Origin of the sequence: Sinorhizobium mexicanum (assembly GCF_013488225.1) — a bacterium.
GTDB classification, from domain to species: domain Bacteria; phylum Pseudomonadota; class Alphaproteobacteria; order Rhizobiales; family Rhizobiaceae; genus Sinorhizobium; species Sinorhizobium mexicanum.
In genome coordinates, this window is record NZ_CP041239.1 from 1 (window position 1) to 18,646 (window position 18,646).

Below are 18,646 nucleotides of genomic sequence, written 5' to 3' on the forward strand. Positions count from 1 at the left end.
TCGAAGAACCTGGTTGATCGGCTGGAACCGATGCCTTCAGTTCTTGGCGACAGCTTGTTGTCGGCTGACAAAATCGGCAGATCAGTACGTAGAATCAACCGACTAGGGGGAACTTATGTCCGACGCTGTCGCTTGCGGTGGTCCCGGCGGGGAGCAACTAAAGTGATTCTAGTCGGTACGAATAGGGACTTCACAGTGCATGCAGGGTCTTTCGCCAGCAACGTGGAGGACACCAATACAGGGACAAGGCCGACCCAGTCCGCCGCTCCCTCAGCATTGTGCTCCAGAGGTTGGCGGAGACACTCGAGCATCGGGCCAGAGACGGTTTTCGCGGGAACTGGCTTGACCATAGAGGTGCTGTGATAATTCTTTTACTAGTCTGAGGCGCCGGGACGATGCTGTGAAAGGCCAAATGCTCCACTAGATTCTGGCTTTTTGATCGGTTGCGAAGTATGGGGAAGACGTATTGCGTCCTCAAAACAGACTGCAAAAAGTTGTCACCTGACAAAAACGGAAATTTCCCCAACCGAATCAAAGCGTTAGTTTCAAATTGTCTCCGTTTGCTGTTGAAGGAAGGGTTTCGGTCGTTTTTTCGAGGCGTTGATCGCCTATTTGTCGGACGCGGGGCATAAAGTCGTTGGTAATTCGCTTTGGAGCCAGTCAGACGATTGCGGTTCAGAGCTGGCGACGTGGGTGGCCTAGACGAGCCAAGGGGCGCGTTTCGTCGTTTTGCCAGAATGACTGTCGAACACTTCCAATAGAGCATTAGTGATCGGTTGGCCCAGCGTATTTCCTGCGGCGGCGACCGCAGCGCCGTCCATCTTCGAGACCGACCTGCTTGACACGGCTTTTGAGAATCCGGTTAACCGACTGCGGCGGTAGTCGCTCGCAGGTCGAGTTGCCCATTGGTCGATGAGCCGGAACTCCGGTCCGCTGTTGATCCCGGCCATCCATAAGCCACCGTTTCAATGCTGGTCACCGGTCGGCAGATCAAGAGCACATGTTCGTCATCATCGCTCGTCATCGTCTTGGTGCGGCCGAGGCGGATTGAAACCCATGGCAGGGCAGGGGGGCTTCCTCGGCCGGGTTGGTACGGACCGGTTCCTCGCCGGTGATATCCTCCACGTGTGACGCTCTATTTGACCTGGCCCCGATCTGGTCCCTGGGACCTTCATTCGCCATTTGATCTTGCTACCGTATGTTCGTGCCCCATTGATGTTCAAAGGCCCGAATGGGTCCTGAGTTCGATTGACGCAGCGCGCCTTCTGCTACGGCCGCCGCGTAAGATGCAGCGCGCTTACACTTCACCAATTTGGTACAGTCCGTCCGGATGACGAGGGCCCGTAACGAAGTTCGGGGGCCGCGGTGGCAACGGTATTGTCGCGTTTCGATGAAGGCGTCACGGCGGCGGAGACCGGGATGAGTAAGGAGGAAAATCTCTACCAGCCCGGCCCCCCCCCCCAAACACAGCGACTGGAATGCAGGCTACGACGCTGCCACGGAGGCAGACGACGCGACTAAACTCGGCGAAGAATAGGGTCGTGCCCCGAGCCACTGTGCCCCGAGGCAGACTCGGCGACGGCTTTCCCGTGCGTTCCCGCGCTCATACGATCACGAGAGCGCTATGCCTCGGACTTCGACATTCTCGTCCTTGTCAGCGACCGCAAGCTCGCGGAGCCGCATTACTGGGACAGGGCCACCGACCGGTTGAGGTGGGACAAGGCCATAGCGACGCCGGTCGGGCTGATCGCGCACGGTGCGAGAGAGGTCAACAACTACCTCGCCGAGGGACAGTTCTTCTTCGCCGATATCCTGCGCGAGGGGATTGTGCTCTACGAACTCGACGAGCGGCCGCTCGCGCAACCGAAGGCGCTTGGTCCGGGCGATGCTCTCAAGGCGGCAAGGGAGCATTTCGACAGGCAACACAGCAGCGCCCAACGGTTCCTTGAGCTTAGCCGTATGGCAATCTCCCGCAACTGGGACAATCACGCGGCGTTCCTGCTCCACCAAGCCGTTGAGGCCGCTTATCCCGCCCTGCTACTGACCCTGACGAACCACAGCCCTCCCTCGCATAACCTGACGTTCCTGCGCGGTCTGGCCGAAGACCGGGACCGGCGGCTCGTGGAGGCCTGGCCGCGCGAACAGCACCGCCACACCGTCTGGTTCAAAGTTCTCAACAAGGCTTATGTAAAGGCTCGCTATTCCCGCCATTTTGAGGTCTCGAAGGAAGCGCTGTACTGGCTGATGGAGCGCGCCAACGTGCTGCTTCGGCTTGTCGAATGCATTTGCCGCGAGCATCTAGCGATACTCGAAGGGGAAGCGGTGAAACAAAGAGGCAAAAAGTAGCGTCTATCGCGACGAAGGTCGCTTGCTTGGGCTGCGCAGTTGCGTCACGGTTCGGGCGGAATTTGCTGCTTTGTCCGGAGCGCAGAAGCGTCTATCTGTGCTCGCGTACAAACAAGCCTTGTTCGCCCTGTGGCGGCACGGCAAATGATGAAGGAAGGCAAGATGGCGACCGGTACGGTAAAATGGTTCAACGCGACGAAGGGCTTTGGTTTCATTCAGCCGGACGACGGCAGCGCCGATTTCTTTGTCCACATTTCCGCGGTGGAGCGGGCTGGCCTGCGGGAGCTGAAGGATGGCCAGAAGATCAGCTACGAGCTGGTAAAGGATCGTAAGTCCGGCAAGATGTCGGCGGACAATTTGCAGGCCTAGGCCGCTTCCTCACACGCGAGCTTTGCAATAGCCGGGGTTGCTCCGCCTTTTCCATTTCGAAGCATGCGGCGACCGGAAACAGTGCTGCACCTGGCTCGGACGCGGCTTGAACGCTCTTTAATTCATGAATCAGGCTGTCAGGAGCGAACCAGCCCGAAGCGGCGCGCCTCCTCCAGTAGTGCCTGGACCGAAGACGGTTGCCATTTGCGGCCGCCACGTGGCGGTCGTTCATGCATCTGGTCCAATTGGGCGGCAATGTCGCGCAGCGACAGATCGGGATCGGCAATGGCGATGCCGGCAACCAGACGCATCAGGTGATCCTCGGGCGGTCGGCGCGGCGATCGGGCAAGCAGCTCCGGTTCCGCGAGCTTTTCGCGCACCAGCCGGTGGACCGCCCGGCGCAACCGTTCGACGGTCCAGTCGTGCCCCCTGCGATTGAGGATGCGCACGACATTGTCCCAACTGTGTTGCGGGCGCAGTCGCCGTACAGTCGGCAGCCATGTCTGCGCCGACGAAATCAGCTCATCGAGGTAGGCGCGCTCGCGCGCCACTGAGACCGCACGGATTGCCTCCGGCCGGCGCTCTCGCAGCCCGGGGTTGCCGGCAAGCCGGCCGCGCGCCTTGGCAGCCTTCATCCCGGACTTCGTCCGTTCGGCGATCAGCGCGCGCTCGAGCTGGGCGACAGCGCCGAGCACCTGCAGGGAAAACATGCCTTGCGGCGTTGAGGTATCGATCGGATCGCGCAGCGAGCGGAAATGCACGCCGCGCTTCTCGAGGTCTTCGATGACGTCCAGCAAGTGGCTGACCGAGCGGGCCAGGCGGTCGAGCCGGACGACGACGAGGACGTCGCCCGCGGTGAGATCCTTCAGCAGCTTCGCAAGCACCGGCCTTGCGCGTGATGCGCCGGATCCGTGCTCCTGGTGGATGCGGTGGCAGCCGGCCGCCCGCAATTCGTCGACCTGCGCGTCGTTGAGCTGATCGTCGGTGGAAACGCGGGCGTAGCCGATCAGCCTCTGCGGCAGGGGAGGGGGACTGAGGTTTGCAGCTCTCGTCATTGGATTTTTCCAGCCGTCTCGGGGGCGGGTTGTACAAACAAGAAATGTATCAGAAAAGGTTCCTTTGCAAGCGTGTTTTATGCTCCGAATGGAAGCCCGCCAGAATCGAAATGACGGTGCGGATGAGCCACGGACCGCAAGCGGTCGCAAAACCGCGCCAGCGGGCTTCTGTGGGCGAAATGGCGCAAAATCAGCTGTTTCGAATGGGTCGGCTTCCCGGCCTGCCGTTTTGGATGGCCCAGGAGAGGGGAGAACCGTCTGGCGGCAGCTCGGCAGCCAGCCGCTGGCCCGAGGCTCCTCCACGCGATCGGGCCAAAGGGTCGGCTCAAAAGCCTGGATTTCCGGGGAATCCACCGTCCCGGCTGGCCGAGATAGCCGCGTCTGAGCCTCCATATCCATCCCTATCGATACTTGGGCCCTATCGATAGCGAGTACCCAACAACAAGCCATACCCGGTGAGGAACTATAACTTTGATATAGAGTTCTCTTCACAAATCATTTACCATGATTTCAATGGTTTACGATCTCGCGAAACTGCCCATCCAGACCCTGCTGCGGCCGCTCTCCGACGCCGGCATCGCGCTCGCCCGTCTCGACGAACGCATTGCCCGTTCGGCGGTCGGCGAAGGCTTTCTCGAACGCATGCATTTCGCCGATGCCTGCGCCTCTCTGTGGATCGACGGCGAGCTCGTACACCTTGAAGACCTGGTGCTGCACGACGCCGGCCATGACATCCGCACGCCGACGCACGAACTGACGATCGCCCGCGACGTGCTGCGCTCCCGCCGGCGCATCGCATCCCAGCCGCCGGGCTGGGCGCTGAGCCCCGACGGTCTGCGCACCCTCCGGCAGGCGGGACCGGCTGTATCGCTTCGTGGCGACAGTCCAGTGGGTGTCGGAGCGACGGCGGACGCTGCTGCCGTCGAAGCAGGGGAGGGGGAGGACGCATCCGAGCAGGATTCCAGTCCGTTCGACGCCGAGCTGGCCGCGATCGATGCGCTGCTCGCCCGATCGGACGCGGCGATCGAAGCGGCGAAAGCGCCTGGCCGTGTCAGCAGGCGGGAAAAGGATCCGCTGGTCTACGATCTCGATTGGGACGAGGACGCGCGTCTCGAGGAATGGCGCGGCGTGCTCCAAAAAGTCGGCGATCTGCCGCCGGTGCTACAGGCGATCGTCGCCTTGGATGCCTGGAACGAGCTCGCGGTGTTGCAGCACGCGCCCTGGCTCGGCCGACTGCTGGCGGCGTCGTTGCTGCGCCAGGCCGGTGTCTCCACGGCGGCCCATCTCGCCGCCTTCAATCTTGGTCTGAAATCGATCCCCGTCGATCGGCGCCGACATCGCGATCGCGAGATCCGGCTGCTGGCGATCGCTCACGGCGTGACCGTGGTCGCCGAGATCGGACTGAAGGAACATGACCGGCTGGCGCTGGCGAGACAGATGATGGAGCGAAAACTCAACGGCCGGCGCACGTCATCGAAACTACCGGAGCTGATCGAGCTCGTTATGACAAAGCCGCTCGTCTCGGCCGGCATGGTCGTGAAGACCCTTGAGGTCACGCCGCAGGCGGCGCGGCGGATTGTCGGCGAACTCGGCCTTCGCGAGATGACGGGGAGGGGGAGGTTTCGGGCGTGGGGCGTGATCTAGTTGATTGAGAGAGGGCAGCGCCGCGCAGGCATTGGCTGTGACTTCAGCTTTGCCGATGGCTGCGGGGTTGATAGCCCTTTGCCAGCTTTCGCCGGGTGAGAATGAGAAAAAGATCGACTGCCTCCTCTTCTCGTTCAAAATGGTGGTTTATGCTTTGACCACGTTTTCCGATGCGTCCCCAAGAGCGGTTGAGGCAGGCTTCTCCAAACAATGTAGTCGTGACTTCCATGGCACAGAATCGTGCCATGTTCTTCGAGCTACCCAAGCGTTCGGCATAGAGATGGTAGTGTTGCGCGATCATGATGCCGACCTCTTTTTGAAGCTCTTGTTGAAGGGAAGCGGGCGCCGCGCCTACAGCGCACCGTTGGAGGCGCAGGCGACAGAGGACCTCAGTCTCGTTTGACACCCATCGGACGCCCATCCTTGCACCAATCGATACAACCCTGCTTGACCCAGAAATGGCACCCGCAGGCGTTCAACTGATGGACAGATGGTTGCACGGTTGGCCGCCGCCAGAAGTCAGTAACAACCCCCCATCTCGGGCGCCGTGCGGGGTTGAGCGAAAGATTGATGATTTTGCCACAACCGCCGGGGCAGGTGAAACATGCCCATTTCTCGATATCGCCGTCGCGGACGACGAACATTTTTCCATCTGGCAGAATTGCGTCGCCCGGGAGGGTCGAAGTGGACTCTACCAATAAATCAAATTTCAACAGGCCAAAGAACCTGAGGGCACGCGAGAGCAACGACCTCATAATTAGCTCACCATATCAAGGAAGGGCACGACGTCGCCGGCACCACGAGACCAGTCGGAGTTGCAAACGGGACAACCATCGCGTTTTCTATGCGCCAAGAAGCGGTCGTCTCGGCTGTGCCACCGGCGCACGCGATTGGAGATCATCCCCTCGCTCCCGTGAAAGCCGGTGATGGCCGCGATCATCTCATTCACTGCCACGGTCGCCATTTCGGTTGTGAATGTGACCACCGCCGGTGCGGGATCGCCACCGCCGATGACATAGGCTTCCTCCTTGCGCTTCTGGAATTCCTCCGGACGGGTGCGCTCAAGATCTTCCTCATGAGCCCGCGCGGCGTTGACGACACCGGAGCAGATCAAGCATGGACGGCCGGGCAATGCGGTTGTGACGCGCCCATTCAGATCATTAATTTGCCTCTCGTTGGCGGCAACCATACGGAGACCCACATCGATCAGTGGGATACCGTAGAAGTAGGCCAGGCGGTTGATAAAGGTGCGACCCGAATTATCGTCCGTGCACCCGAAGATGAAATCCGCCGACTTCAAGCCATCGCGAACTTCGGTCGACTTGACCCAAGCCTTGCTTGTGATCACATGGCAGCCGACGCCCATGGTTTCGATCTCGCGCTTGAGGATTTCGACCTTCGCCATGCCCACATCAGGCCGATGCGATCCATGCACGCGATTGAGATTGGTTTCGGCGAGCGTGTCGTTGTCGATCAGATAGATGTAGCCTACCCCAAGCCTAGCGAGCAGCAGGGCGACAGGGCTACCGGTGCCACCGCAGCCCACCACGCAAACGCGAAGCGAGCGGAGGGTCTTATTGAAGCCAGCACCGAAGAGCCGACGCTGGCGATCAAGGTGTTCCGCTTCGGCGCTTTCCGTTGCTTCAGCAGCATGCCGGATGAAGCGTCCACCGACGATCTGAACCGTATCTGCGACTATATAGGTGTTTGCAGCGGTCCAGATTCGGGCACTGACAGACCCATCGCCACCAAGAACGATGCTGACCAAGCCACGAACGCCCTTCAAATGTGCCGTGCGGGCTAGTTCCTGTTCGTTCCGATCATCCTGATCCGAGAAAAAGGCGTAGCTTCCAGGGTGCGTATGAACAATCGCCGGCACTTTTCCAGCGATCATCGCGTCGCCAAGAAGACGCATGAAGCCAACGGTGCTCCAGGTCACGTGCACCGGCGAAGCGCTTATGTGGTCGGCAGCGGGAATATCGATAACCCGATGGCTGACCAGACGAAGCCGCGGCTGCCTGGACCAGAGGTCGGCGCCGATATCAGAGGCACCAAGCAGCATATAGGCAGCCGCTTCCGGGGCGTCGCGCGCGGGAAACGGAGGACGGAGCAGTTCCATGTGCTGCTCCAGAATTGTGATGTCGAGCGCCGTCATCTTAGGCAGCCTTTGCAAATGCGAGTTCGGCACGGGCGACCATGGTGCGGATGCCGTCGATACCCGCGCGCCAATCGGCATGGCGTGACCAACGCTGCCAGTTCTGGCCGGCAAACTGATGCGATACATCGGCGCAATTGGCGTAGCGCCCCGACGCCTTCAGCTTAATCCAAGGCATAGTGTAGAACATGTCGACACTGGCATCCGGATAGCCACAAGGGAGCTGAATCATGATGTCGACGGTGTCGTGATCGAACTTGCCGGGAGGGAGCGGGAAGTTCTTGATCACAACCCCGCTCGCCTCTCCGTCGCCAACGATCTCATAGGCCAAACCATTGTTCTCGAGAAACTGGCGATCGGTTGACGGAAGGGCGGCCAGCCCCTCCGTCGTTTCGCAGATGACGGTAATGAAGCGCTCAATACCCTTGCCGGACAGATCGACAAGATCCGTGTCGGCGATAGGACGGTCATGGCCGCCACGAACCTCAAGATAGATCGTGTAGCGCTCGTCGATGCCCGCAAGAGTGCGGAGCGCCTTGCCGCTGATCAGGTTCTTGCCCCAGGACATCTGGCGCTGCTCAATGGTAAAGTTGAAGGAGCGATCCGTCTCGAAGTAGGCGAATGCCTCTGTGCCCTTGCCGCGCAAGTCGAAGGTTTCGTCGAGGCGCACGTCCTCGAATTCGCCATTCAGCAAGATCGCGAAAAGGGAATAGTTCTCCACGTCGCGGATGCCTGCTGCGGCCAGGATCTGGCGCCCGACGGGGATCGGGTCTGCGACGGACGAGTTGTTGAAGTTCACGCCATCCGTGGTGAAGCGGACGCGGTATGCAGTGTTGGCGGTATCGGCCGCACGGTTCTCGATTGTCATAACTCTATTTCTCCATGGGCTTCTGCGGAACTGCATGCCCTACGAAGAGACAATCGGAGCGACCGGAGCGAACCGGTAAGGGGTCCTCAAATTTTTTTTACGAGTGTGCCTGGTGGCAACGGACCGCAGATGAAAAAGGCTGGGCATCGGGGGCAAGTGCGGCTACTGCGATCTGGCGGAAGGTCGCCAGTCATGATCGCCGAGATGACATCGTCAACGGCTACCCGCCGCGCATTGAACTTCTTTGCATCGATCTCGATTGGTGTCGGTTCTTCTTCCGCGAGGTGCACGATCTGGACGAGCGCACCAGGGAACGAATTGCGTGCCCCGAAGAACATCGAGGTTGAAGCTGCGTCCGTAAGGGACGATTTGGTTGCGTGGCCCGTCCGTATGCGCCGAACCAGTTTTCGGCCAGAAGCATCTACAAGTATATCGTCCACGCGAATCTGAACCCTGGCCGCGCCCGAAGCAAGGCTTAGGTCGGGATGCGTGAGCTTTGTCATACCGGCGCGACTGTCGAGGAGTTTCTTGATGAGGGACCGAGCAATCGCTCGATATTCATCTGCGTATCCATTCTCACTGACGGCGGTTTCCTCAAGTGCTGACACAAGACGGCGATCGACCTCTGCCGCGTCGACAAGCTCAGGCGATCTTAAAACCACCCAGTCCACAACCATCTGGACGGCGTCATGCATCTTCATGAAGGTCGTTTCCACCCTCGTCCCGCCTACCCCAAGCAGGTGCGAATAGTAGAAGCGCCGGGGACAGCTGTCATGGGTTCCGAGCCGGGTGTCCTCGATGGTAACCGGACCCTCGAATACAACTTCCACGTGACTCTCATCCTCAGCCACCAATTCCAACGCCGGATCCACGCGACATTGAACCAAGGGTGGGACAATCCTGTCGATGTACTCGGAGTGGCCCCATTTCCGACCACCCTTCTGCATGGTGGGCGTGTAGATCGTCAGGCAGTCTCGTGCTCGCGACATCGCCACATAAAATAAGCATTCCTGCTCATCGAGATGCGCCTGTGTTCGGACTTCCCTGCCAGTTCCGACAAGACCTCGCACCAAGCCGTCGGGCGTTTCGATACCTTGGAACAGATTGGGCGAGCGTGGCAGGCTTCCCGTGTTCACCCCTGGGAAGTGTATTGCCCGGAACTCTAGTCCCTTGGAGCCGTGGATAGTCATCAAACGGACGGCGTTGAGACCCTGAGCTGAGGAAGGGAGTTGTCTTAGGTCACGCTCATCGGCAAGGCGGACCAATCGGCGGATACGGTCGAGCAACCGCCCGATCGGCGATCCTTGGCCCGGAGCTGGGTTTCGAACGAAGTTCATCAGCTGCCATATCGCGATGCCTTTGGCGCGCGCTGAGATGGCGGAGTTCGACGCCAGATCTGCAGCAATTCTAGTGCGGTCGAGTAGCAAGGTAGCCAGCACGTCCCACGGATACGAGTCCGCGCTAAACCCCTCCATCGCGCGGCTCAAGGCGTTGAGCGCGGATCGACCCGCAAGCGTGAGTTCTGGGAATCGGTCAGGGTTTCCCATCCACGCAGGAGCAGGTCGAGTGTCGGCTGCGAGCCGCTGTACGATGTGTGCGGCATCCCCGATGCTCATTTGGAACTGTGGCATCGCCGCGGACCTCACGATGCCCATCGCGCGTCCATCCACCAGTATAGATAGGAGTGATAGCAGGTCCTTGATCTCAGGACGTTCAAAGATGCTGCCCAGATGTAGAACCGGAATGCCCAGGCTTTCGAGCGCGGCGCCGAACTTGGCCAATTTGTCGTTCCCGGTGCAAAGGATTGCTTGGTCCCGATACTCAATGCCTTCCGCTCGGAAAGCCTCGATGGCCTCCGCGACCGCCTCAATCTCGTCCGCTGCAAAATCGACTTGTCGGTGTTCGGGCTTGCGGCCACACGCGCCCCGATAGGCTTCTAGTCCGGAGTCCTTACCTTTGGCGACATTCATCGTCTCAGCGAACCTCGAGAACGTTTTCACGATCTCGTCGGTCGAACGGTAATTGATTGAAAGCCGGCCGTCTTTGGTCCCAGGGAAATCGCTGGCGAAATTGGTCAGGTTGACGGATGAAGCGCCCCTGAAACGGTAGATGGACTGTTTCGCATCGCCGACAGCCCAAAGATGCTGCCCTGACGGCCGAAGCTTCTTGAGCAAGGTGACGCTGCTGCGATTGACGTCTTGGTACTCGTCGACCAAAACGTGAGCATAGCGTTCCGATAGCTCGTTTCGAACATCTTCGTGCTCGGTCAAGAGCTTGACCGGCAATGTGACGAGGTCGCCGAAATCGAGGCGCTGCAGCGCGCCTTTGATTTCCTCATACCGTCGATACACCCGCGCTACTTCGATCTGCTTCTCCGCCGCGATTTTTGCATCATTATCACCTGTTCTTTCCGCGGCTTCGGCCATCGCGATCGCCAGACCTTCGAATTCCGTTGGCGAGGCTAACTCGTCCTTCGCCCGAGATATGGCTGATAAAATCCTGTCGAGATTTTCGGTGGGGTCCCAGAGGTTTTTGTAGTGCTGAAGGCCGAGCTTAGGGGCCTCAACCTCGAGCAGGCCAATAGCATCGGCGCGGTCGATCATTTTTGGATCGTCGGGGATTCCAAGACGGTCGTGAAACCGTCGAACCAAGTCCAGACCGAAAGAATGGAACGTCCCGATCCACATTGCCGCCGCGGCCTCGGCATCGACAGCGGCGATCCGATCGAACAATTCGCCTGCGGCTTTATTAGAGAACGTGAGGACAAGAATGCTGCGTGGATCAACGCTCTTGGACAGTAGCCACTTGATGCGGCCAACCAAGGTCTGGGTCTTGCCCGTACCCGGGCCTGCTTCGAGCAAGTAGGGTTCGCCCCAATGTTCCGCGGCGGACCTCTGCTTCTCGTTCAGGGCGCGCTCTTCAGTCGGCTTGCGCTCTTCCGCCACGACGGTGGGCAGGAGAAGCGCGTCGAGCAACTGCTGGATTATCGAAGATCGAGGAGCGCCAATCCTTTCGGCGATCTGGGCGGACGTCATTGAGCCGTCGACATGCAGTGACTTGGCCGTAGCGCGGGGCAGAAGAAGTTCGCGCGCGAATAGGTCCATTTGAACCTCGCGGCGTTGCCGACGGCTATAATCTTCCACCCGCTCGGCCCCAACCGGCGGCATTTCGGATGGCCGAGCAGTATCGATCTCGCCCGCTTCATAGCGCCGGGTCCTGTCGCCCAGCTCCACATGTCCCACTTCATGGGCCACGAGGAAGGCATCCTCGAAATCCGATCCGGTCGCCTCGTGCATGATCATGGGCAGGTCTGGATCGAAGATGGCCCTTGCGCCGTTGAGCATCGGGCTGCCCTTCTCGACCCGCTGAACTTCTACGCCGGCCCTTTCGGCAGCCGTGACAGCCAGTTGATAGGGTTTCGAGACATCGGCGCCTCTGGCGATCAGCTCTGCGTTGATTTCTGCAGCACGTTGGCGGCCGATCTCGATCGCGTCCATGTCACGCCTCGTCAACCAGCTCGGCGATTTCTTCCGGCGTGTGGCCGCATTGCGCCAAAACCGATGCCAGTTCCATTTGAGAGGTTACGTTCGGTTTTGTGTCGGCCTTATAGCTTGCGCCGGCTGCAAGAACGCGCGGAGCGTTGAGGTAGGAAGTCAGCTCTTCGATGCCGGTGCCCAATGCTTGGGCCAAGCGAGCGAGGAATCGCTTGGGAATGGACGCGAAAATCACCGCTCGATCGCGTAGTTGCATGATGACGGCCGTCTTCACACCTATCGTAGTCGCCACGTCCTTGGTGAAGCGCTTGGCGGACAGCGGTTCACCCGTAATCTGCGAAAATCTCGACCACGATGCCGCGACGACAGGGGAGTCGAGGTCAAGCGGTATCTCGCTCGCGTCGTCGAAGTCGAGCTCCAGCAATAAGTTCAAGAGATCTGACCGAAGGTCTGGATAGGTAGTTAGATATCGATCCAGGGTCTCTTTGTCGTGGTTCGGCTCGACCGCGAATGCGGCGAGAATGTTTTCAATGTCATTTGGATGCCGGTTCATTCTAAATCCTCCATAGCCTTCCGGAGCTTGCCAATAGCTCTCTTCCTGCGGTTGCGGACCGTTTGGTCGTTGCATCCGAGGAGGCCGGATATCGTGATGACTTCGGGGTCGCTCGAGGCATCGTTGTAGCCCTTGAGGGAGAGCAGAATAACTTCACGTTCTTCTGCGGGTAGCTTGTTGATCGCAACACCGAGCGCGGACCGGTAAGCCGGATCGTCAATTTTTTCGGACTTAAATGGATCGTATGATCCGGCAGCCTTCTCGACTTCGGGCGAAATCGTTTCGTCGTCGTCGTAGGACAATGGCTGATTTCGTTTTTCTTCCAGATCGGCCTTTGCGCGCGCTGTCAGACGCAACGCCTTTATGGCCGCTGCAAAATTCACCTCAAAATAATCCAGCGCAGCTAGATAGCCGTTACGGTCCTCGATCAATTTGACCTCGAAAGCAAAGACTACCGCTTCGATAATCTTTTCAGCGCGGGAGCTGACGGCCTGCTTTTCACCTACATAGTGATACGCCCCCGGCGTCGCAGCGGCCCGCTCGATCCTGGCAATCAATGCCTTGTACATAAGTTCGAACGGGACACTAGAATTGTCCCGCTTCGATTTACGGACGAAGTGCAGGAGGCATTCCGAAGGCAGGAAGTCAGGATGCCCCGGGGATGAGATTCGCATACGTTCGATCAAGTCGTCTCGAGGTATCCTCTCGAGGTATTCGATCAACGACTCGATTTCTGGCCTGCGACGATACGGCTTGCCATCAGGATAAGTCTGTCTTAGCGGCTCGACCAATAATCCCCCTCAGCTACTTGTAGGTTGTACATATTTGACGTCGCGGGTCGTTCCGCAAGGCGTTGTCCCACCTAAATTGTTGAATAAGTAAGGGACTTCGCCTTCATTCGAGGCTATTTCTACTCCGATTCCTACACTCACCTATCTCTCGAGATTGCTAATTCCGCTCAGGTTGCAGTTGCTCGTTTACCAGATGACACTGGTCGCGTCCGCTCTTTGCGGGCTTCCGAGCTATTGAGACTGAAGCGTTCTAAAGTACCGGCGAACCGCTGCAGACAAGCTCACGACCTAGCGATGTCGGCTCCGCTCATCCGACAAACAAGAATGCATTGCCGGTACCTCAGACAGTCGCCGCTGTCGTCAGACGACATATTTGGACCCCGGCCCCAATGCGTTGCTAACCCTCCAAAGCGTTCGACGAAGTCCGTTCGCGCCTGCCTTCGATTGGTGCCAAATGTCAAGGCCTCAGAGCCCAGGCCACAGTCGGCGTAGGCACGCGATCTAGCACGGCGTCATATACGCGGTCACTTACACGATATGCCTTCCGAACGGCGCCTTCCAAGGCGCTTTCAACTTCCACAATTCGGTGCCATCGTGTGTCGACTGCACTTTTGGCCTTGCGATAGGCAGATCGAACGAAAGCGATCTGGGTGGGGGTAAGAGGACCGAAGAGTTCAGTTGCCTTGCGGCTGAACTCCGTCTCCGAAATCGCCCAAAATTTCTCGACTCTCGTCAGCTTCGCCTCGGGTGTTGCTGCCGCAAAATCGGCGTTAGCTTCTCTCAGTGCCTGCCGCAGAGCCTCCCACTCACCTTGAAGTGCGACAGCGGCGTCGCCGATGGCAGCTGACGAAGCTCTGCTCATCCGCGGCACGGGAATACTAGCCAGATCCAGTTTGCTGACCTTCGGGAATTTGTCTCCAAACAAACGGTTCGTGAAACGCTCGTAGGTGGCTGAAACGAAGCGACTATTGAGTAGTCCCAGCAGCGTTCGGAGCGGGACGCCCCGTGCGTTGTAGATTGCGAAGAGGGTGTTTAGATACAGAACTGGATCTGTCGGCGTCTGAAGGCACGCTGACATTCCCTGCCAGAATATCTGCTGAACGAGGATGCGCGGTCGAGCATAGTGATCCAGTTCGCGCTTATCTCGAAGCAGATCAGAGTACTGCAGCCACTGGGTCGTGCTTGGCTCAATGAAATATCTCTGAACGTCGTTGGCGTCGACATAGGGATACCAGTCACTGCCCTCACGCGTAGGACTGTGGAAACCGCGATTCTGGATGAACTCCCTCGGCACCTTCGTGTGGTGATAGACCTGAATGCCAACGGTCACGTCAGCGACCGCGTCAAGTCGCATGCAACGGCCCGCAATTTGGTCCAATTCGTCCGCAATGCGTGATGGATAGATTACTTCGAAGCGATGGTTGGGCTGTTTTGCCTGAAAGCCTTGCGTTGTATCATGCGCTATAAACCAGTCGCGCTCCGCAAGCTGCTTGAGCTTTGCAGTCTCGGAACGGCCGCGCGAAAGGGCAGCTATCTGCATTGTGCTCAATCCCACAGCATCCACGCTGGCGAGCGGCTCGCGGCGCTTCTTAGCAACGAGCAGCATGGCATCGTGATTTACGTCCCTGAAGATCTTCCACGTATTGGTGATCTCCAGCAACTCGAAGTGCCGCAGGAGCCAAGCCCGAAACGAGCCATAGCCATCTACAGTTAGCCAGGAGTTTGGGAGTACGAAGGCCAACATTCCCTCCGGCCGGAGCATTTCCCAGGTCCTGATGACGAATAGAGCATAGGAATCCCGCTCTTCTCCGCTGAAAGGAAAACGCTCATCTATTTCACGTGCTGACCACCCATCGAGTTCAGCTCCCCATGGTGGATTCCCGATCACAACGTCGTAGGCTTCGTCATCGCCGCTGCGAAGCGAGTCACCGACAGTGATAGAGCTGTCAAGTGTCTCTAGCTTTTCGCCCCGGCGTGCAGTCCGCAGCCAAATGCTTAGCCGGGAAATCTCCACCGACTCAGGCAGCAGATCCCGGCCATACAGGTTCTGGCGGAGGATCAGTCTATCCAAATCAAGCAACGATCTCTGCCGTCGCGACCCTTGCAATTCTGCCAGTGCACGGTTTGTCTTTTCGTGCTCATCATGCAACTGGGCCAAAGCCTCCACCAGGAAAGCCCCAGACCCACAAGCCGGGTCCATCACTTTCAACGAGCCGAGCCGATCGGCATAGTTGGTAAGGAGCACCATCTGCCGGCGACGAGCCGCACCGCGCCCTGCGCCAATTTTCGGATGGCCCGTGGCGGCAGTCTCGGCTTCCTCAAGCAAACGCTCAAATACTCGCCGCAGAGCGCGTTCAACCAAGTACGAGGTGACCTCCTGGGGCGTATAATAGACTCCGCCGACCTGCTGACTGGTGACCTCGATCTCGCCGATTCCGCGAACGCGCGCCGGCCCGTTGCTTATGTCTTTCAGGCTCTGTTCGAATATGGCTCCTAGGGCTTGTTCATCCAGGTCTTCTGCGAAATCGTAAACGTCGAATCCGAATACCCCCACGATCTCCAAGCTCTGCCGTCGTCCGCGCCCTACTCGGAATCTCTTCTCAAACAGGGCGTTTGGAATTTGGACCGCATCGAAATAGGCGTCGTGCGCAAACAGACCGCCATTGAAAGCATTGAGCGCCACACCATCTACACCCCCGCCGATGTTCAATGCGGAGAACAGATCGCGGTACTCGCGCCAGTAGGCACCCTCCCGGCCATCAGCGCGAGCTCTTTGCACTACCTGGCGTAGTGTATTTCTCGGTACTAGCTCCGCGGGATGATCCTCGCAAAATGCGACAAAGAGGACTCGGTTCAAGAGCTTGTGAGTCTTCCCGTACAGCTGACTAGAGGTCATTCCCGCCGATGCCGGCTGCGCACTTAGGCATGCTATCAGTTCATTTTGGACGGCCTTGTAGAGACCGTAGAATCCTTCTGTAAGTTCCCGACCTGCCGAGATTGATTCTCGAAACGCGCGGCTGGCCACGGGTTCGCGGCCACGACCAAGCAGCCCCTCGGGCCTAAGCAACACGTAAAACTCAAAGAGGCGCTCTCGGTCGCGAAGGTCGTTCAAAGCCCAAGAGTGATAAGCTCCGGTGTAGCCATTCTTATAGAGGCGCACTTCACGCAGATTGGTAACGAGAACCCATTCTATGCCGGGTTTCTGCGTCGCGTAACGAAACCCCTGCTCAACCGGGGTTTCTCGATTGGCTCTTCCCACCTGCGGCTGATCCAGATCGGTCTTGGCGTCTTTAATCTCTCCGACTGCGCCCCACTCCTCCACCCCCGCGGTAAGGTCAAATCGACCGAGGACGAAATCAGGGGTATGTCGGCCGCTCGAACGCTTCGGCATGAGCGAAGCTTCAACCGTTCGGCCGATCTGCTCGTAACCTAAGACTGTACCAAGGATCTCGCTGTTGAAGGTCTGCTCGGCGGAACTCTCCGTTAGCTTATTGAGAACGCCCCTTTCAAGCTGGCCAATCCAGTGATTCACCGCGGTGATGGCAGCGGCTGGCAGCGAAAGACCACGCTCGCTTTCGCCGCGCAAAACGTTACGAAGCACCCTCGAATTGAACAGTGACTGGACCTTGGACATTGGACCCCTGACGCATGAATCTGATTCGTGAATCGGTGCATTCAGACACGATTCGCGTCAACCTTTTCTAAGCAATGCTGCTTTCTGGGCGGGCGATGTAGTGCACGCACGGCCCGGCTATTGCCGATAGAGTTGAGTTCCATAGGTAAGGGTTTCGACGTCCGTATCGGACTAGGGTTGATTGGAACAGAGAAGAAGGTCCAACGGCATCTTGGGACGACATCACGAAGTCCCGAGAACGTCCGACCGGCCGAAAAGATGGTGCATTGCGGCACGCCGATACTCGGTAGAAAGGTCAATCTATTGTCCATCTAGCGAGTTGTCTTCTCGTGCGTTTCGCACGAGCTCCTTTGTCCGCTCCTTAGCCTCTTGGAGCTGCTCCATTACTGTTTCGGAATTCTCAAGCTCGAGCTGCAACCGCCCGGGCGAAAGCTCTTTCGACGCCGAAAGGTCCAGGTTCATGCGGCGAATAAAGTAGAACGCAAGAGAGGCTCTCATTTCGAGATCGAGGTGACCGTCGACCATTCCGTAGTCAAGTTGTATCGTCTTGCTCTGCTGCGGCGAGAGGCCGCGGTGCGGCCTAAGTCGAAGCATAATTTTTGTAGCCCACTCGATGTCGTGATCGGGATCGAATTGTACCGGCTTTGTGTCTCCGATCTCGTCGATGCGTGAGAGCACGAAATCGCGGAAGTCCTCCTTATCGCAGCACCAGGCACGAACGTGCCACCGATGACCGTCAAACGCGAGAGCATGAGGCGCGATCGCACGCCGACGCGCGCCTGTAAGCGCATGATAGCGGATATCGAGCGCCACGCGTTCCCGCATTGCCATCAGCAGTTTCCGCAAGCACTCAGTTGAGACGCTTCGGGCGATGTCCGGCGCGACCTCAACCGGGGGCACCTCCCTGAACCACAGGTCGGATTTCGGGATGACACCCGAGAGCGCTGCCCGCAATTGCAGGAGCAGCCGGTCGGCAGAGGGAATCAGGAAGCGCGGCTTGAACACTGCCGACGGCTTGTAGCCTCTCGCGGTTGGTTTCAGATTCCCGGGAGCGATCTCCCTATAATTCCTAAGATCAACCGAGGCTTGCGGCGTGGAAATGCCGAATGTCGATTCCAGGTCGCTTCTGATCACCCGGTTCTCCCAGAACATCTTCCATTCGACGAGCTCAAAGCGTCGTTGCTGGGTCCAGGTGCGTCGATCATCGGTTTCGGACATGAGAACCTCTATCCAGACTTGACATGTATATAAACTATAGCCCTATAGTAACGATGCGGGTTGAAGTGGCACAATCCGCTTTCCAGACGAAAGAGGCAAGCCGGAAATAAGGGAACCCACAAGGCTGGAAGCTGCCGCGCTCGAGAGCCGCGCGAAACGGATGTCCAAAGTAGGGATTTGATGATGGCCAAGAATACTGGAGATGGGTACCGACGCGGCGCCGTAACCGGCAGAACTCAGTTCGAGCGCTCGGATGGAATGTACCAGAAACGCGATGAGCGCACGGGACAATTCATGGAGGTGAAGCAGACGCCGGGCAAGTTCAAAGGGGTGGCCAAGGAGCCCGACGGCCGCGACACAGAGAACTCGTGAGGATAGTTCGGATTTGGCGCGGCAAGGCGTTTGGTGCCAGCGCCGCGCCAGGTTCGTCGCTCACTCTCCAACATGATTGATCCTCCGCGGTCGACGAATTGTTTGTTTACGGCTTGAGTGGGGGTGGCGCTATTCAAGCGCAAGCAG

13 protein-coding genes and 1 pseudogene are annotated in these 18,646 nt (G+C 58.4%); 4 read left to right on the forward strand and 10 right to left on the reverse strand.

The window, feature by feature from the left end; genetic code table 11:
• Positions 1-1,623 precede the first annotated feature (1,623 nt).
• A pseudogene (locus tag FKV68_RS20195) lies at positions 1,624-2,346 on the forward strand (HEPN domain-containing protein); the annotation flags it as partial.
• Between the two features lie 162 nt (positions 2,347-2,508).
• Positions 2,509-2,715, forward strand: a complete 207-nt coding sequence (locus FKV68_RS20200; RefSeq protein ID WP_180941771.1) for a cold-shock protein — start codon at positions 2,509-2,511, stop codon at positions 2,713-2,715.
• Between the two features lie 137 nt (positions 2,716-2,852).
• Here FKV68_RS20200 and FKV68_RS20205 read toward each other — a convergent pair whose 3' ends face one another.
• Entirely contained in the window at positions 2,853-3,770 is a 918-nt protein-coding gene (locus FKV68_RS20205) for a recombinase family protein (RefSeq protein ID WP_180941772.1), read from the reverse strand.
• A 504-nt stretch (positions 3,771-4,274) separates the two neighbouring features.
• On the opposite strand from FKV68_RS20205, the gene FKV68_RS20210 reads away from it, so the two are divergent.
• Positions 4,275-5,414, forward strand: a complete 1,140-nt coding sequence (locus FKV68_RS20210; RefSeq protein ID WP_180941773.1) for an RHE_PE00001 family protein — start codon at positions 4,275-4,277, stop codon at positions 5,412-5,414.
• Positions 5,415-5,457: 43 nt separating this feature from the next.
• Here FKV68_RS20210 and FKV68_RS20215 read toward each other — a convergent pair whose 3' ends face one another.
• The 9 genes from FKV68_RS20215 to FKV68_RS20250 form a co-directional block, all read right to left on the reverse strand.
• A complete protein-coding gene (locus FKV68_RS20215; protein WP_427915994.1) occupies positions 5,458-5,835 on the reverse strand; it encodes a WGR domain-containing protein in 378 nt (125 codons plus the stop codon).
• On the reverse strand, positions 5,804-6,169 hold the full coding sequence (locus FKV68_RS33160) for a ubiquitination-like system serine protease family protein (RefSeq protein ID WP_345799326.1): 366 nt from the start codon (positions 6,167-6,169) through the stop codon (positions 5,804-5,806). Before FKV68_RS33160 ends, FKV68_RS20215 begins: the two co-directional genes overlap by 32 nt.
• Before the next feature lie 2 nt (positions 6,170-6,171).
• Positions 6,172-7,569: a ThiF family adenylyltransferase gene (locus tag FKV68_RS20220; RefSeq protein ID WP_180941775.1), complete on the reverse strand. Its 1,398-nt coding sequence runs from the start codon at positions 7,567-7,569 to the stop codon at positions 6,172-6,174.
• Between the two features lies 1 nt (position 7,570).
• Positions 7,571-8,437, reverse strand: a complete 867-nt coding sequence (locus tag FKV68_RS20225) for a multiubiquitin domain-containing protein (protein ID WP_180941776.1) — start codon at positions 8,435-8,437, stop codon at positions 7,571-7,573.
• Positions 8,438-8,523: 86 nt separating this feature from the next.
• Positions 8,524-11,934 (reverse strand): UvrD-helicase domain-containing protein, encoded by a 3,411-nt coding sequence (locus FKV68_RS20230; protein WP_180941777.1) that lies wholly within the window; start codon positions 11,932-11,934, stop codon positions 8,524-8,526.
• Between the two features lies 1 nt (position 11,935).
• On the reverse strand, positions 11,936-12,484 hold the full coding sequence (locus FKV68_RS20235) for a hypothetical protein (RefSeq protein ID WP_180941778.1): 549 nt from the start codon (positions 12,482-12,484) through the stop codon (positions 11,936-11,938).
• The gene (locus tag FKV68_RS20240) at positions 12,481-13,170 is read right to left on the reverse strand and encodes an RNA polymerase sigma factor (protein WP_180941779.1); all 690 of its coding nucleotides are present in this window, start codon (positions 13,168-13,170) and stop codon (positions 12,481-12,483) included. The genes FKV68_RS20235 and FKV68_RS20240 overlap by 4 nt, the downstream gene beginning before the upstream one ends.
• Before the next feature lie 562 nt (positions 13,171-13,732).
• Positions 13,733-16,909, reverse strand: a complete 3,177-nt coding sequence (locus tag FKV68_RS20245) for an N-6 DNA methylase family protein (protein ID WP_180941780.1) — start codon at positions 16,907-16,909, stop codon at positions 13,733-13,735.
• A 300-nt stretch (positions 16,910-17,209) separates the two neighbouring features.
• Complete coding sequence (locus FKV68_RS20250; RefSeq protein ID WP_209647337.1) at positions 17,210-18,127, reverse strand: helix-turn-helix transcriptional regulator; 918 nt, start codon at positions 18,125-18,127, stop codon at positions 17,210-17,212.
• 183 nt (positions 18,128-18,310) lie between these two features.
• On the opposite strand from FKV68_RS20250, the gene FKV68_RS20255 reads away from it, so the two are divergent.
• Positions 18,311-18,499, forward strand: coding sequence for a hypothetical protein (locus FKV68_RS20255; protein WP_180941781.1), 189 nt, complete (start codon positions 18,311-18,313; stop codon positions 18,497-18,499).
• The last annotated feature ends 147 nt before the right edge of the window (positions 18,500-18,646 follow it).

Excerpts from the sequence above, each read along its gene's own strand:
- FKV68_RS20200 (WP_180941771.1), top strand. The coding sequence starts at position 2,509 with ATGGCGACCGGTACGGTAAAATGGTTCAACGCGACGAAGGGCTTTGGT.
- FKV68_RS20205 (WP_180941772.1), bottom strand. The coding sequence starts at position 3,770 with ATGACGAGAGCTGCAAACCTCAGTCCCCCTCCCCTGCCGCAGAGGCTG.
- FKV68_RS20210 (WP_180941773.1), top strand. The coding sequence starts at position 4,275 with ATGATTTCAATGGTTTACGATCTCGCGAAACTGCCCATCCAGACCCTG.
- FKV68_RS20215 (WP_427915994.1), bottom strand. The coding sequence starts at position 5,835 with ATGGGCGTCCGATGGGTGTCAAACGAGACTGAGGTCCTCTGTCGCCTG.
- FKV68_RS33160 (WP_345799326.1), bottom strand. The coding sequence starts at position 6,169 with ATGAGGTCGTTGCTCTCGCGTGCCCTCAGGTTCTTTGGCCTGTTGAAA.
- FKV68_RS20220 (WP_180941775.1), bottom strand. The coding sequence starts at position 7,569 with ATGACGGCGCTCGACATCACAATTCTGGAGCAGCACATGGAACTGCTC.
- FKV68_RS20225 (WP_180941776.1), bottom strand. The coding sequence starts at position 8,437 with ATGACAATCGAGAACCGTGCGGCCGATACCGCCAACACTGCATACCGC.
- FKV68_RS20230 (WP_180941777.1), bottom strand. The coding sequence starts at position 11,934 with ATGGACGCGATCGAGATCGGCCGCCAACGTGCTGCAGAAATCAACGCA.
- FKV68_RS20235 (WP_180941778.1), bottom strand. The coding sequence starts at position 12,484 with ATGAACCGGCATCCAAATGACATTGAAAACATTCTCGCCGCATTCGCG.
- FKV68_RS20245 (WP_180941780.1), bottom strand. The coding sequence starts at position 16,909 with ATGTCCAAGGTCCAGTCACTGTTCAATTCGAGGGTGCTTCGTAACGTT.
- FKV68_RS20250 (WP_209647337.1), bottom strand. The coding sequence starts at position 18,127 with ATGTCCGAAACCGATGATCGACGCACCTGGACCCAGCAACGACGCTTT.
- FKV68_RS20255 (WP_180941781.1), top strand. The coding sequence starts at position 18,311 with ATGGCCAAGAATACTGGAGATGGGTACCGACGCGGCGCCGTAACCGGC.